General features: G+C 64.1%; 13 protein-coding genes. 4 read left to right on the top strand and 9 right to left on the bottom strand.

The genetic code is table 11. From position 1 onward, the window contains the following. Positions 1 to 59 precede the first annotated feature (59 nt). Together NLM31_RS15940 and NLM31_RS15935 are read left to right on the top strand one after the other, a co-directional pair. The gene (locus NLM31_RS15940) at positions 60 to 2417 is read left to right on the top strand and encodes an Orn/Lys/Arg decarboxylase N-terminal domain-containing protein (RefSeq protein ID WP_254192823.1); all 2358 of its coding nucleotides are present in this window, start codon (positions 60 to 62) and stop codon (positions 2415 to 2417) included. Between the two features lie 6 nt (positions 2418 to 2423). Next, complete coding sequence (locus NLM31_RS15935) at positions 2424 to 3002, top strand: GNAT family N-acetyltransferase (protein ID WP_254192822.1); 579 nt, start codon at positions 2424 to 2426, stop codon at positions 3000 to 3002. Positions 3003 to 3005: 3 nt separating this feature from the next. Here the strand turns inward: NLM31_RS15935 and NLM31_RS15930 are convergent, their stop codons facing one another. The 3 genes from NLM31_RS15930 to NLM31_RS15920 all read right to left on the bottom strand — a co-directional run bounded on the left by NLM31_RS15930 (position 3006) and on the right by NLM31_RS15920 (position 4924). Beyond that, a complete protein-coding gene (locus tag NLM31_RS15930; RefSeq protein WP_027531168.1) occupies positions 3006 to 3218 on the bottom strand; it encodes a hypothetical protein in 213 nt (70 codons plus the stop codon). 105 nt (positions 3219 to 3323) lie between these two features. Beyond that, positions 3324 to 3773, bottom strand: coding sequence for a flagellar basal body rod protein FlgC (locus NLM31_RS15925; protein WP_254130262.1), 450 nt, complete (start codon positions 3771 to 3773; stop codon positions 3324 to 3326). A gap of 101 nt (positions 3774 to 3874) precedes the next feature. Beyond that, complete coding sequence (locus NLM31_RS15920) at positions 3875 to 4924, bottom strand: hydroxyacid dehydrogenase (RefSeq protein WP_254192821.1); 1050 nt, start codon at positions 4922 to 4924, stop codon at positions 3875 to 3877. A 255-nt stretch (positions 4925 to 5179) separates the two neighbouring features. Between NLM31_RS15920 and NLM31_RS15915 the strand changes: the two genes are divergently transcribed. Then, a complete protein-coding gene (locus NLM31_RS15915) occupies positions 5180 to 5746 on the top strand; it encodes a thiamine pyrophosphate-binding protein (protein ID WP_254192820.1) in 567 nt (188 codons plus the stop codon). 7 nt (positions 5747 to 5753) lie between these two features. Then, positions 5754 to 6350 (top strand): thiamine pyrophosphate-dependent enzyme, encoded by a 597-nt coding sequence (locus NLM31_RS15910; RefSeq protein WP_254130259.1) that lies wholly within the window; start codon positions 5754 to 5756, stop codon positions 6348 to 6350. A gap of 75 nt (positions 6351 to 6425) precedes the next feature. On the opposite strand, the gene NLM31_RS15905 is transcribed toward NLM31_RS15910, so the two are convergent. From NLM31_RS15905 to NLM31_RS15880, 6 genes are all read right to left on the bottom strand, one after another. After that, entirely contained in the window at positions 6426 to 6809 is a 384-nt protein-coding gene (locus NLM31_RS15905; RefSeq protein ID WP_254130258.1) for a DUF1236 domain-containing protein, read from the bottom strand. 115 nt (positions 6810 to 6924) lie between these two features. Next, positions 6925 to 7812, bottom strand: coding sequence for a 2-hydroxy-3-oxopropionate reductase (locus NLM31_RS15900; protein ID WP_254192819.1), 888 nt, complete (start codon positions 7810 to 7812; stop codon positions 6925 to 6927). Positions 7813 to 7823: 11 nt separating this feature from the next. Then, positions 7824 to 8609 carry a hydroxypyruvate isomerase gene (hyi, locus tag NLM31_RS15895; RefSeq protein WP_254130256.1) on the bottom strand — a complete coding sequence of 262 codons (786 nt, stop codon included), beginning with the start codon at positions 8607 to 8609 and terminating at the stop codon, positions 7824 to 7826. Between the two features lie 11 nt (positions 8610 to 8620). Beyond that, positions 8621 to 10411, bottom strand: a complete 1791-nt coding sequence (gene gcl, locus NLM31_RS15890) for a glyoxylate carboligase (RefSeq protein ID WP_254192818.1) — start codon at positions 10409 to 10411, stop codon at positions 8621 to 8623. Positions 10412 to 10562: 151 nt separating this feature from the next. Then, positions 10563 to 12365 carry an adenine deaminase C-terminal domain-containing protein gene (locus NLM31_RS15885; protein ID WP_254192817.1) on the bottom strand — a complete coding sequence of 601 codons (1803 nt, stop codon included), beginning with the start codon at positions 12363 to 12365 and terminating at the stop codon, positions 10563 to 10565. A gap of 85 nt (positions 12366 to 12450) precedes the next feature. After that, the gene (locus tag NLM31_RS15880) at positions 12451 to 13263 is read right to left on the bottom strand and encodes an NYN domain-containing protein (protein ID WP_254192816.1); all 813 of its coding nucleotides are present in this window, start codon (positions 13261 to 13263) and stop codon (positions 12451 to 12453) included. Positions 13264 to 13287 lie beyond the last annotated feature (24 nt).

Genomic DNA, 13287 nt, shown 5'->3' with positions numbered 1-13287 from the left:
CATAGAACTGTCATCGAATGTGCCGAGACCTGTCAGTCTCTGCACATTCGGGACACGCCATGGACTATTTCAAGCGCTTCAACTTCCTGTTCGCCGCACCTGTTTTCGACGCCGACGACCTCGAGGGCGTCCGCTTCAACCAGATCATCGAGGAGATCCAGCGCTCCGGCTTCGAGGTGGTCAGGGCCCGCAAGCTGGAAGACGCGGAAATGGCGGTGCAGACCGATGCCGCGATCGGCTGCATGGTGGTGGATTGGGGCAAGAAGGGGCTTGAGGGCAAGACCTCGGCACTGATCAACCTGATGCGACGCCGCGGCCTCGACTTCCCGATCATCCTGCTGATCCGGCGCAAGCGCTTCGAGGACCTGCCGGTCGAGGTGCTCGACTTCATCGACGGCTATGTCTTCCTGTCCGAGGAGACGCCGACTTTCATCGCCAAGAACCTGATCAGCCGGCTCAAGCAATATGCCGAGACGCTCAAGACGCCGTTCTTCGGCGCGCTGGTCGACTATGCCGAGGAAGGCAACCAGCTCTGGACCTGCCCGGGCCACAATGGTGGGGTGTTCTACAACCGCAGCCCGATCGGCCGGGTGTTCGTCGAGCATCTCGGCGAATCCGTGTTCCGCGACGATCTCGACAATTCCGTGCTCGATCTCGGCGATCTCCTCACCCATGAGGGGCCGGCGCTGAAGGCGCAGAAGGAGGCGGCAGCGATCTTCGGCGCTGAAAAGACCTACTTCGTGCTCAACGGCACCTCGACCTCGAACAAGGTTGCGCTGGGCGCGCTCGTCACCGACGGCGACCTCGTGCTGTTCGACCGCAACAACCACAAGGCCGCCCATCACGGCGCGCTGATGATCAATGGCGGCATCCCGGTCTATGTCCCGACCATCCGCAATGCCTGGGGCCTGATCGGACCGATGCGCTGGGACGTGCTCGACGAGAAGGCGCTGCGCGAGGCGATCCGCAACCATCCGCTGGTCACGGACAAGGACGCCTGGCGCAAGGAGCGGCCATTCCGCGTCGCCGTGGTCGAGCAATGCACCTATGACGGCACGATCCACAATGCCGAAATGATCCTGAAGCGCATCGGCCATCTCTGCGAATACATCCTGTTCGACGAGGCCTGGGCCGGCTTCATGAAGTTCCATCCGCTCTATGCCGGCCGCTTCGCCATGGGGCTTGCCAACCTTCCGCCGGAGGCGCCGGGCATCATCGCAACGCAGTCGACCCACAAGCAGCTCGCCAGCTTCTCGCAGGCCTCGCAGATCCACATCAAGGACCGCCACATCCGCGGCCAGAAGCGCCGCGTCGAGCACCGCCGCTTCAACGAAAGCTTCATGCAGCACGCCTCGACCTCGCCGTTCTATCCGCTGTTCGCCTCGCTCGACGTCGGCGCGCAGATGATGAAGGGTCGCTCCGGCGAAGTGCTGTGGGACGACACGATCAGGCTCGGCATCGAGCTGCGCAAGAAAATCCGCGCGATGCGCCGGGAGTTCGAAGAGAAAGAACAGAACGCGGACCGGCGCTGGTTCTTCGAGCCGTTCGTGCCCGATCGCGTCGCCATCCCCGACGTCGGCCGCCCCGGCGCCGCGCATAACGTTGCCTGGGAGACGCTGTCGACCGACGAGCTCGCCACCAATCCCGCGCTCTGGCAGCTCGGCCCCGACAGCAACTGGCACGGCTTCGCCGGCATGGCCGAAGGCTTTGCCATGACCGATCCGAACAAGCTGACGCTGCTGACCCCCGGCTTCGACCGCACCACCGGCGCCTATGCCGATCACGGCATCCCTGCCCCGGTCGTCGCGCAATATCTGCGCGAAAACCGCATCGTGCCTGAAAAGAACGACCTCAACTCACTGCTCTTCCTGCTCACGCCGGGCGTCGAGGCGAGCAAGGCCGGCACACTGATCTCCGGCCTCGTCGCGTTCAAGCGACTGCACGACGACAATGCGCTGCTGGCCGACGCAATCCCGGAATTCTACCAGCGGCGGCAGGCACGCTACGCCGGCGTGCGGCTGCGCGACCTCTGCGGCGAGATGCACCGTTTCTTCCGCGCCGCCGACGTCAGCGCGCTTCAGGCACGGCAATTCATGCCCGAGCACATGCCGGAGATTGCGATGTCGCCGCGCGATGCCGCGCGCTTCCTGTTCAAGAACGACGTCGACTATCTGCCGATCGAGGCCATCGCCGGCCGCATCGCCACCACGCCCTTTGTGGTCTATCCCCCCGGGATCGCCACCATCGTTCCCGGCGAGCGGCTGACGGAACGGGCCAAGCCCATGGTGGATTATCTCAAGATGTTCGAGACCTGTTTCAACACGTTCCCAGGCTTCGATGTGGAAATCCAGGGCGTCTACAAGGAGGTCGATGCGCGCGGTCGCATTGGGCTTTATACTTACGTCGTTGCCGAGTAGGTGCCGATGAACGAAACAGCGATTGCACGCACCGATGACGAGCCGGTTCTGATCCGGCCGTCACGTGAGAACGATATCGAGGCGATGCTGGCGATCTACCGCCATCATGTCCGCAATGGCGTGCCACGGGACGTCGAGGGAACCGGCGCGCCGGAGCCCGACGATCTGCGCGACCGGCGCAAGAACTTGAAGCAGACCCGGCTGCCGCATCTGGTTGCGACCTATCGCGGCGAGGTCGTCGGCTATGCCTACGCGGTGCTGTTCCGCAAGCGCCCGGCCTATCGCTACACGGCCAAACACTCGATCTATGTGCACCACGAGCATCTCGGTCGCGGCGTCGGACGGCTGCTGCTCCAGGAGCTGATCGACGCTTGTGCGGCGGCTGGCTTCCGCCAGTTGATCGGCTATATCGATGCCGACAATGCGCCCTCGCTGGCGCTGCACGAGAAGTTCGGATTTGCGCGCGTCGGCCTGCTCTGCGGCGTCGCCTATCGGCACGGCCACTGGTCCGATACCGCCATGGTGCAGCGTTCGCTCGGCGCCGGCGTCACCGCGCCGCCATCGCTCACGGCACCGGGACGTTAAACCTTACGACGGAAAGTCGGCCGGCCTGACCTGGATGCGGTCGGCATGCAGCGACCAGTGATGCAGCGCCTGGTCCTTGCAAAACCTCGCCTTCGCCCGCTCCCTGGCCTCGTCCTCGTCGGCGGCGTCGATCTCGAGCGCGCCCTGACAGACCTCGATCTGCCGGCCATACTGGCCGAGCACGTCCTTCATGAACCTGACAACATAAGTTGACATGGGACCTCCCTGCTGCCCCGGCAACAATCTAATCCCTTTTACCTGGTTTCGGGGAGGCGAATTTTGACCGAGATCAAATCCGGTATCGGCGCGATCCGTCAGCCATCACGTCTTGATATCGAGCAGCGACTCTGTCGTTTCCGAATAGGCCTGAATCACCTTCGCATTGGCAATGAAGCTGTACTTCGCGGTCGCCAGCTGAACGAGTTCGCTGGCGAGATCGACGTTCGGCGCAGCGACCAGACCGTCCGGGTTTGCGAAGGGAGCGTTCGGGTCGGATTGTGCCGTATAGCTTGGCGAAACGGTCGACACCGTCGCGATCGTACCGCCCGGCGTCGAGCCGCTCGATTGGGCGACCTGATCGACCCGCAGCGGCACATAGGCTGCGGGATAAGTCGAGCTGGTGCTCGAACTGCCGGCACCAGCCGATGTGCTCGATCCGCCTGAGGTGGGTAGCGGGCCGGTCGTGCTGACATTGGCGATGTTGCTCGCGGCCACGTTCACGCGCAAGCTCGCGGCAGAAAGTCCGGATGTCGCAATCGAAAGTATGTTCATGCCCCCTAATCTACCGGGACAAGTCATACGCGTTCATTCATGCCATCGATAAGATGCAGCGCATTGCATTTTCATCGTGGTAACCAACAGCCCTTCGCGCCCTACCCCGGCGTCACGCCGAAGGCCTGCTTGAAGCGCTCGGCGTAAACCGGCCAGACCTCGGGATTGATGATGCGCGGTGGCCTTTTGCCGTCGAGCGTCTCCAGCACCTGCTCGGCCGCGATGCGGCCCATGTTCTGACGTGCCTCGATCGTGACACCGGCCGTGTGCGGGCTCGCCAGCACATTGTCGAACTGCAGCAGCGGATGCTCCGGGGGCGGCGGCTCCTTGGACCAGACGTCGAGGCCGGCACCGGCAATGCGCTTGTCGCGCAACGCCCCTAGCAGAGCATCCTCGTCGTGAATGAAGCCACGCGCGGTGGTGATGAAATAGGCGTGCGGCTGCATCAGGCCGAACTCGCGCACGCTGATCATGTTGCGGCTGCCCTTGTTGAGCGGACAGGAGATCGAGACGAAATCCGCGCGGCGCAGGAGGTCGTCGAGCTCGACCTTCTCGCCGCCCCGGTCCGCCATCACCTCTTTCGAGAGGTAGGGGTCATAGGCCAGCACCTTCATGCCGAGCAGGCCCTTGCAGAGTGCTGCGATACGGCGGCCGACATTGCCGAGGCCGATGATGCCGACGGTCTTGTGCTCGACTTCGTTGCCGACGAGCTCGTTGCGGTTGACGTTGGCCTCACGGCGCAGCTTGCGGTCGGACTGGATGATGCGCTTGGACAAGGTCAGCATCATCGCCAGCGCATGCTCGGCCACCGAATGCGCATTGCCGCCCGACTGGTTCACGACCAGCACGCCCGCATCCGTGCAGGCCTCGACATCGACGGGGTCGAAGCCTGCGCCGTTGCTGGAGACCAGCAGCAGGTTCGGCGTGCGCTTCAGGAAGCCAGCATCGACATGGAAATGCGGCGCCAGTTCGTCGCGGGCGGCGCCGATCTGGTAGACATGGGCCGCGCTCAGGATCGGAGCGTAAAAGTCCTCGGGGCTCTCGTTCTCGATGCGGTCGAGCCGGACGTCGGACCGCGCCTTCATGATGTCGATGTAGATCGGGTTGGCCAGGTATTTGACGTAGAAGACGCGCTTGCTGTTGACCGACATCAGGACCCTTCCGGCTCTCTCCTGGAGACCCGCAAGCTCAGCGCGATACGCGCCCCGTCCATGCGTCCCTCCGTTTTCTCATTATCCCGCTTATGACATGGCGGTGCCGGCCTCGGCAGCCCGTCTGGCGCAGATCACGGTGCCGGCCCGGACATGTTGACAATCCCGCCCGCTCCGTCAAGTTTCGGAAGGCCGCCGCGACGACCAAGACAATGGTCAAGACCAAGAAACCTGCGCGGCACAAGGGAGAGCGCGATGGCGATTGCGGAACAGCAGGCCTCGTCCCAGGCGGGACCGGGGTCCGGCGACAGAAGCTGGCATAGCATCGTCCTGCAAACCCTGAAGCGGAACGAGGTCAGCCTCGTTCCCTACGTACCCGACCGGGTGCTGACACCACTGATCAAGAATCTGCACGCGGATCCCTTCTTCACGACATTCGCTACCGCGCGCGAGGAGGAAGCCGTCGGCATCGTCTCCGGCGCCTGGATGGGCGGACGGCGCAGCGCGGTGCTGATGCAGACCTCGGGCTTTGCCACGCTCGCCAACACGCTCGCCTCGCTCGCGGTGCCCTACCAGATCCCGCTGATCATGTTCGTCTCCGAGCGCGGCACGCTCGGCGAATTCAATTACGGCCAGTCCCTGGTCTGCCGCACCATGCGCCCGGTGCTGGATTCGCTGGCGCTGGAGCACCACACCATCACCCGGCTCGACGAGCTCGAATTCATCGCCGACCGCTCGATCAAGCAGGCCGTCACCACGCAGGCCCCGGTGGCACTGATCCTCAACCCGCTGCTCACCGGCGGCAAGACTTTCGACAAGTGAGGTCGCCATGGATACGCGCAACACCAAGGTGATGAACCGGTTCGATGTGACGAAGCGCCTGATCGCAAAGCTCAAGCATGAGGAAGCGGTCGTTGGCGGCATCGGCAACACCAATTTCGACCTCTGGGCCGCCGGTCACCGCCCGCAGAACTTTTACATGCTGGGCAGCATGGGCCTCGCCTTCCCGATCGCACTCGGCGTGGCGCTGGCGCAGCCCAACCGCCGCGTCTTTGCGCTGGAAGGCGACGGCTCGCTCCTGATGCAGCTCGGCGCGCTCTCGACCATCGCGGCGTTGAAGCCGAAGAACCTGATCATGATCGTCATGGACAACGGCATCTACCAGATCACCGGCGCGCAACCGACGCCGGCCGCCGGTGTCGCCGATCTCGTCGCGATCGCCTTGGGCTCGGGCCTTACCAACAGCGCCTGGGCCGCGGACGAGGACGATTTCGAGCGGCTGATCGACGAAGCGATGTCGGCTGACGAGCCCAGCCTGATCGCACTGCGCATCGACGATAAGCCCGGGGTCGGCACCACCCGCAGGGATCCCGTACAGATCCGCGAGCGCTTCATGCACGGCCTCGGTGTCCGCGAGCCGCTCTGACGTCTCGTCATAGACGACAAGGCCCCGCGGAGGGTCCCTCCGCAGGGCCGGATCTTTCAATCGCTAGTGCGCCGATCAGTCGATGATCTTGACGACGCGCCGGGTGCGCGGCTCGACGATCACGCGGCGATCATTCACGACCGCATAGCGATACTCGGTGTAATTCGGCACCGGGCGCAGCACCACGGTGGGAGGCAGCGGCTCGCCGACCACAACGCGCTCCTGAACCACGACCGAATCATCGCGCGGGATGCCGCCGAGGATCGCATTCGGAATTTCGAGGCCCGCGCCGACTGCTGCACCCACAGTGCCGCCGACCACCGCACCGACCGGACCGCCGATGTCGCCGCCCGCTCGCGCGCCGTTCCGGGCGCCCTGTTCGGTCGTCGACTGGGCAAAGGCTGCACTCGACGCCAGCAGCGACGCGGCAACCAACGAAATCGCAAGACGGGTCTTCATGTCCACACTCTCCAGTGTTTGTTGATGCGCCTTCAACCGCGGGGCCGGAGCATTGTTCCGGTTCCGCCGTGGCGAAAGACGCGCCAAATCCGAAAGAGTGTTACCGCGTAACAGTTCAGGCCGCGGCGATCTCGTGGCCCGCCATCAGTTCCAGCGCGCGCACCATCGCCGAATGATCCCAGCCCTTGCCGCCATGGGCGGTGCAGGATGAAAACAATTGCTGCGCCACCGCCGTGCTCGGCAGCGACAGGCCGAGCGCGCGGGCGCCTTCGAGGGCGAGGTTGAGATCCTTCTGGTGCAGCTCGATGCGGAAACCCGGATCGAAATTGCGCTTCACCATGCGCTCGCCATGCACTTCGAGAATTCGCGACGAGGCAAAGCCGCCCATCAGGGCCTTGCGCACCAGCGCGGGATCGGCGCCGGCCTTGGACGCAAACAGCAGCGCCTCACTCACCGCCTCGATCGTCAGTGCGACGATGATCTGGTTGGCGACCTTGGTGGTCTGGCCGTCGCCATTGGCCCCGACATGGGTGACGTTCTTGCCCATCCTGTCGAAGATCGGCTTCATGGTGCCGAAGGCGCGCTCGGGCCCGCCGACCATGATGGTGAGGCTCGCAGCTTTCGCACCGACCTCCCCACCCGACACCGGCGCATCGAGATAATCCGCGCCCAGCGCCTCGATCTTCTTCGCGAACTCCTTGGTCGCCAACGGCGAGATCGAACTCATGTCGACCACAATCTTGCCCTTGGAGATGCCGCCCGCAACGCCGTCCTTGCCGAACAGCACAGCTTCGACATGCGGCGTATCCGGCACCATGATGATGACGGCGTCCGCCTCCTCCGCGACCTCCTTGGCCGATTTGCAGGCGATGCCGCCGGCCGCGATCAGCTCCGGCGCGACCGGCGAGACGTCATGCAGGAGAACGCGATTGCCCGCGGCGAGAAGATGGCCGGCCATCGGCCGTCCCATGGTGCCAAGTCCAATGAAGCCGATGTCGATCATGTCAGATGTCCTCAGGTCTCAAAAGTCTGCGCGGCGTGCCAGGACAGGCCTTCCAGCGTCGTGGTGCGCGGCTTGTATTCGCAGCCGATCCAGCCGCGATAGCCGATCGCGTCGAGGTGGCGGAACAGGAAAGGATAGTTGATCTCGCCCGTGCCCGGCTCATGCCGGCCGGGATTGTCGGCGAGCTGAATGTGCGAGATCTGCGGCAGATATTCCTGCATGGTGCGGGCGAGATCGCCCTCCATGATCTGCATGTGGTAGATGTCGTACTGGATGAACAGATTGTTCGACCGTACCTCGGAGATCAGCTGCACGGCCTGCTCGGTGCCGTTGAGGAAAAAGCCGGGAATGTCGAGCGTGTTGATCGGCTCGACCAGCAGCTTGATGTTCTCCCGCGCCAGCGTCGAAGCCGCGAAGCGCAGGTTTCCAACCAGCGTCTCCTGCAGCTCGCGCGGATCGGCATCCACAGGCGCGATGCCGACGAGACAGTTGAGCTGGTCGCAATCGAGCGCCTTGGCGTAATCGATGGCGCGGAACACGCCGTCACGAAACTCGGCGGTGCGATCGGGCAAGATCGCGATGCCGCGCTCGCCACCAGCCCAGTTGCCGGCGGGCAGATTGTGCAGCACCTGGGTCAACCCGTGGGCCTCCAACTGCTCGCGCAACAGCGCCTTGTCGAAATCATAGGGGAAGAGATATTCCACCCCGGCAAAGCCCGCCGCCTTCGCCGCGGCGAAGCGGTCGACAAACGGCATCTCGTTGAAGAGCATGGTGAGGTTGGCAGCGAATTTCGGCATGATGCGGTCCCCTATTCTGCCGGCTGCAGCACGCCGGACCTGATGGTCCCGACCTCGTCGAGCGGCAGGTCCAGCACCTCCTCGAACTCGACGATGTTGTCGATCTCGGTCCCCATCGCGATGTTGGTGACGCGTTCGAGGATGAACTCGACCACGACGGGCACGCGGTGCTTCTTCATCAAGTCGCGCGCGGTGGCGAATGCCGCCTGCGTGTCCTTGGGATCGGTGACGCGGATCGCCTTGCAGCCGAGGCCCTCGGCGACGGCAACATGGTCGACGCCGTAGCCATTGAGCTCAGGTGCGTTGACGTTCTCGAAGGAGAGCTGGACATGGTAGTCCATGTCGAAGCCACGCTGGGCCTGGCGGATCAAGCCGAGATAGGAATTGTTCACGACGACGTGGATGTAGGGCAGATTGAACTGCGCTCCGACCGCGAGCTCCTCGATCAGGAACTGGAAGTCGTAGTCTCCCGACAACGCCACAATGTCGCGATCCGGACAGGCCGCGCGCACGCCGAGCGCGGCCGGCAGCGTCCAGCCGAGCGGCCCGGCCTGTCCCGCATTGATCCAGTTGCGCGGCTTGTAGACACCGAGGAACTGCGCTCCTGCGATCTGCGACAGGCCGATCACGGTGACATAGGTGGTGTCACGGCCGAACGCCTTGTTCATTTCCTCATAGACGCGCTGCGGCTTGATCGGGACGTTGTCGAAATGGCTCTTGCGTAGCATGGTCTTCTTGCGATTGCGGCAGGCCGCCGGCCACGCCTGGCGCTCGCGGAGCCTGCCGGAACGCCGCCACTCCCTGGCGACGGTGACGAAGAGCTCGAGCGCAGCCTTCGCGTCCGAGACGATGCCGAGATCGGGATTGAACACCCGGCCGATCTGGGTCGGCTCGATGTCGACATGCACGAAGGTGCGGCCCTTGGTGTAGGTCTCGACCGAGCCGGTGTGACGGTTCGCCCAGCGATTGCCGATGCCGAGCACGAAGTCGGACTCCAGCAGCGTGGCGTTGCCGTAGCGGTGGCTCGTTTGAAGTCCGACCATGCCGGCCATCAGCACGTGATCGTCGGGGATCGCGCCCCACCCCATCAGCGTCGGCACGACGGGCACGTTGGCGATCTCGGCGAACTCGACCAGCAAGTCGGAAGCATCGGCATTGATGATGCCGCCGCCCGCCACGATCAACGGCCGCTCGGCTGCATTGAGCATCTCCAATGCCTTCTCGACCTGCTTTCGCGAGGCGGTCGGCTTGTAGACGGGCAGCGGCTCATAGGTCTCGTCGTCGAACTCGATCTCGGCGAGCTGCACGTCGAGCGGCATGTCGATCAGCACCGGCCCCGGCCGGCCCGAGCGCATCACATGAAACGCCTGGCTGAACACGCGCGGCACCAGCGCCGGCTCGCGCACGGTCACCGCCCATTTGGTCACCGGCTTTGCGATCGATTCGATGTCGACGGCCTGGAAGTCCTCCTTGTAGAGCCGCGCGCGCGGCGCCTGCCCGGTGATGCAGAGGATCGGAATGGAATCGGCGATCGCCGAATAGAGTCCGGTGATCATATCGGTGCCGGCCGGCCCCGAGGTGCCGATACAGACGCCGATATTGCCGGCCTTGGCCCGGGTATAGCCCTCGGCCATGTGCGAGGCACCCTCGACATGGCGCGCGAGGATGTGGCGGATCGAGCCGCGCTTCTTCAGCGCCGAGTAAAGCGGGTTGATCGCTGCCCCGGGAACGCCGAAGGCGGTCGAGATGCCTTCCTTCTCCAGGATACGCACGGCTGCATCGACAGCTCGCATCTTCGCCATATCAGACCTCGCTTGGTTAAGTCAGCGAGCGAGATCATCAGGTGCGCGGGATGCGATCTCAACGAAGCAGATTTTATTTTCCACGATGCGGCAGCCGTAGAAAAACTACGGTGCTCTCAAGCAGTTAGATCGGGAAGTACGTGAAAGCGCCTCACTCGAACAACGGCGCCAGTTCCATCTGCGGCACCAGCACGAGGCCCTTGTCGGTGATGCGAATTTCCGGAATGACCGATAGCGGAATCAAATTGAAGCCCATGTAGGGGATGGTGCAGCCGGCCTCGGCCCATTCCTTCTTCAGCACCTTGACCTCCTCGGCCACCTCCGTGACGCGCTTATCGGAGAGGAGGCCCGCGATTGGCAGCGGCACCAGCGCCCTCACCTTGCCATCGGCAACGACGCAGACGCCGCCCTGCTGCGCCTTGATCGCTGCGATCGCGACTTGCATATCGCCCTCGTTCGTGCCCGCGACGATGATGTTGTGACTGTCGTGGCCGACGCTTGAGGCGACTGCACCGCGCTTGAGGCCAAAATCCTTGAGCAGGCCATAAGCAACGTTGCCGGCCGATTTGCCGTGGCGCTCGACCACGGTGACGAAGCACAGGCCGTAGCGCGCGAACAGCGACGGCCAGTCCTTGGCCGGCTCGATCGCGACCTTTTCATGGATCAGCGTGATGCCGGGCAGCGCGGTCTTGATCGCGTTGACGGTGCAGGCCTTCGTCGGAAGCTCCGGTGTCAACTTGAGCTTCTCCGGCAGCTTTACGGTGACATAGGCCGCTTTCGGATATTGGTAGCGCTGCGACAGCGCCTGATCGAGCCGCGGCGTGATCTTGCGGTTCTCGACCACCAGCTCGCCGCCATACCACGTCGATTGCGGCTTGAGCTGATCGTCCATCAAAACGAGATCGGCCCGGCGGCTGCCGCCGAGCCCACCGATGTCGCCTTCCATGGCGAAGCGCGTGGCGCCATGCAGCGAGCCCATCGACCAGGCCTGCTCCGGCGACATCCCCGCCTTCACGGCCTCGCGCACCACCCAGTCGAGGCCGAACAGCAGCAAATCATCGGCATCGCGGTCGTCGGTGCAAACCGCGGTGCGCTTGTGCGAAGCGCCGAGCTCGGTGATCGTCCGGATCGCCTGCGGCAGCGAGTGCCACGGCGTGGTCGGCGGGCCGCCGCGCAGGAAAACCCAGACGCCGGCATCGAGCAGATCATCGGCGATATCGCGGTCGATCGCCTCATGGGTGTCGGTCACGCCGCTTGCCGCATAGGCGGCAACGAATTCGCGGCCATAGACATGGCCGGAGACCGGCCGGCCGCGCTTCAACGCAGCCGCTAGGATTGCGTGGCTGCGCTCGTCGCCCATGGTGACAGGCACGAAATCCATCTTCTCCCCGAGTGCCACCGCTTCGGGCCAGCGGTCGAACAGGCCGGCGATCTTGTCGGGCGTAAGATCGCCGCCCGCCGTCTCCAGTTCGGCCGAGGTCGCCGGCACGGTCGACGGCACCGTCAGAAAGATCGAGAGCGGCGCTTCGCGCGCGTCCTCCAGCATCGCCTCGACGCCGGCAACATCCATGACATTGCCGATCTCATGGCTGTCGCAGAAGATCGTGGTGGTCCCGTTCAGCAGCGCAGCCTCGGCATAGGCGCAGGCCGTCACCATCGAGGATTCGATGTGGATGTGCGGATCGACCAGCCCCGGCGCGATGATGCCGCCGGCGGCGTCGTAGAGCGAAACGTCGCTCCAGGCCTTCTTCGCCGCGCCGGCGGCCTTCACCGCGGCAATGCGGCCACCGGTGATCCAGACCTCCCGTCCCGGATGGATCCGCTCCGAATAGGTCGAGAGCACCCGCGCTCCGGAAATGACGAGGTCGGGCGCGACGCGCGCGGAGGCGACATCTGCGAGACGGCGCGTCATGGCGTGGAGCGGCGCGACGGCGAAACGGGTGAGCTTGGTCATCAGGACCCTCGCATGGCGTTAAGGTCGGACGATGGTTACGCCCTGCGCCAGACTGGGCAAGCTCAAATATAGCGGCAGGCCCTGCTTACGCTTTAGGCGCCGACCCACCCGCAGGCCCTGACCTCGAAGGTCTGGCTGCTGGTCTGCGCGAGTTCCGCGTCCTCGGCGGTGCTGCGGCAGCCGGCTTGACCCGAATCCGCATCGACCGTCCTTTTGACTCGTCGATCTCGAACGAATTTGTCTTTCGCACGAGGCTGCTCAGATTGCGGAAACCGAAGGTCCTCGGATCGAAATCCGAAGCGAGGTTAGCGAGCTGTCGCCCGACCTCCCCGAGCGTCACCCAGCCGTCTTCGCTCTCCATCTGGGTGATGACCTTTTTGATGATGGGCGTCGCGGCATTGTGCGGCTGAAGCGGCGTCGCCCCCGCCCCGGCGTCTTGAGTGTTCGCCGTGCCGGAAAGCAGGTTCTCTGTATAAACGAAGCGTCGGCAGGCCTGCCTGAAGCTCTCCGGCGTCTTGTGTTCGCCGAACCCAAAGACATCCACGCCCTGCTCCCGGATGCGGGCGGCGAGACGGGTAAAATCGCTGTCGGATGACACCAGACAGAAGCCGTCGAACCGGCCGCTGTGAAGCAGGTCCATCGCATCAATGACCAGGGTTATGTCGGAGGCATTCTTCCCCGTCGTATAGGCGAACTGCTGCTGCGGGATGATAGCGTGCTTCGACAAGATATCGGCCCAGCCCCTCGATCGCGCGTTCGAAAAGTCGCCGTAGATGCGGCGAACGCTGGCCTCGCCGATCTTGGCAATCTCTTCGAAAAGCCCATCGGCGATCTTCGCGGAGGCGTTATCGGCGTCAATCAGGACAGCGAGACGGGGCGAACGAAGCTCAGAAGGCATGGCATTCCCCAGATAGACGCGACA

This window comes from Bradyrhizobium sp. CCGUVB4N (genome assembly GCF_024199945.1).
GTDB lineage: Bacteria > Pseudomonadota > Alphaproteobacteria > Rhizobiales > Xanthobacteraceae > Bradyrhizobium.
The sequence above is the reverse complement of the archived record's forward strand: the minus strand, read 5'-3'. Positions and strand labels throughout refer to the sequence as shown.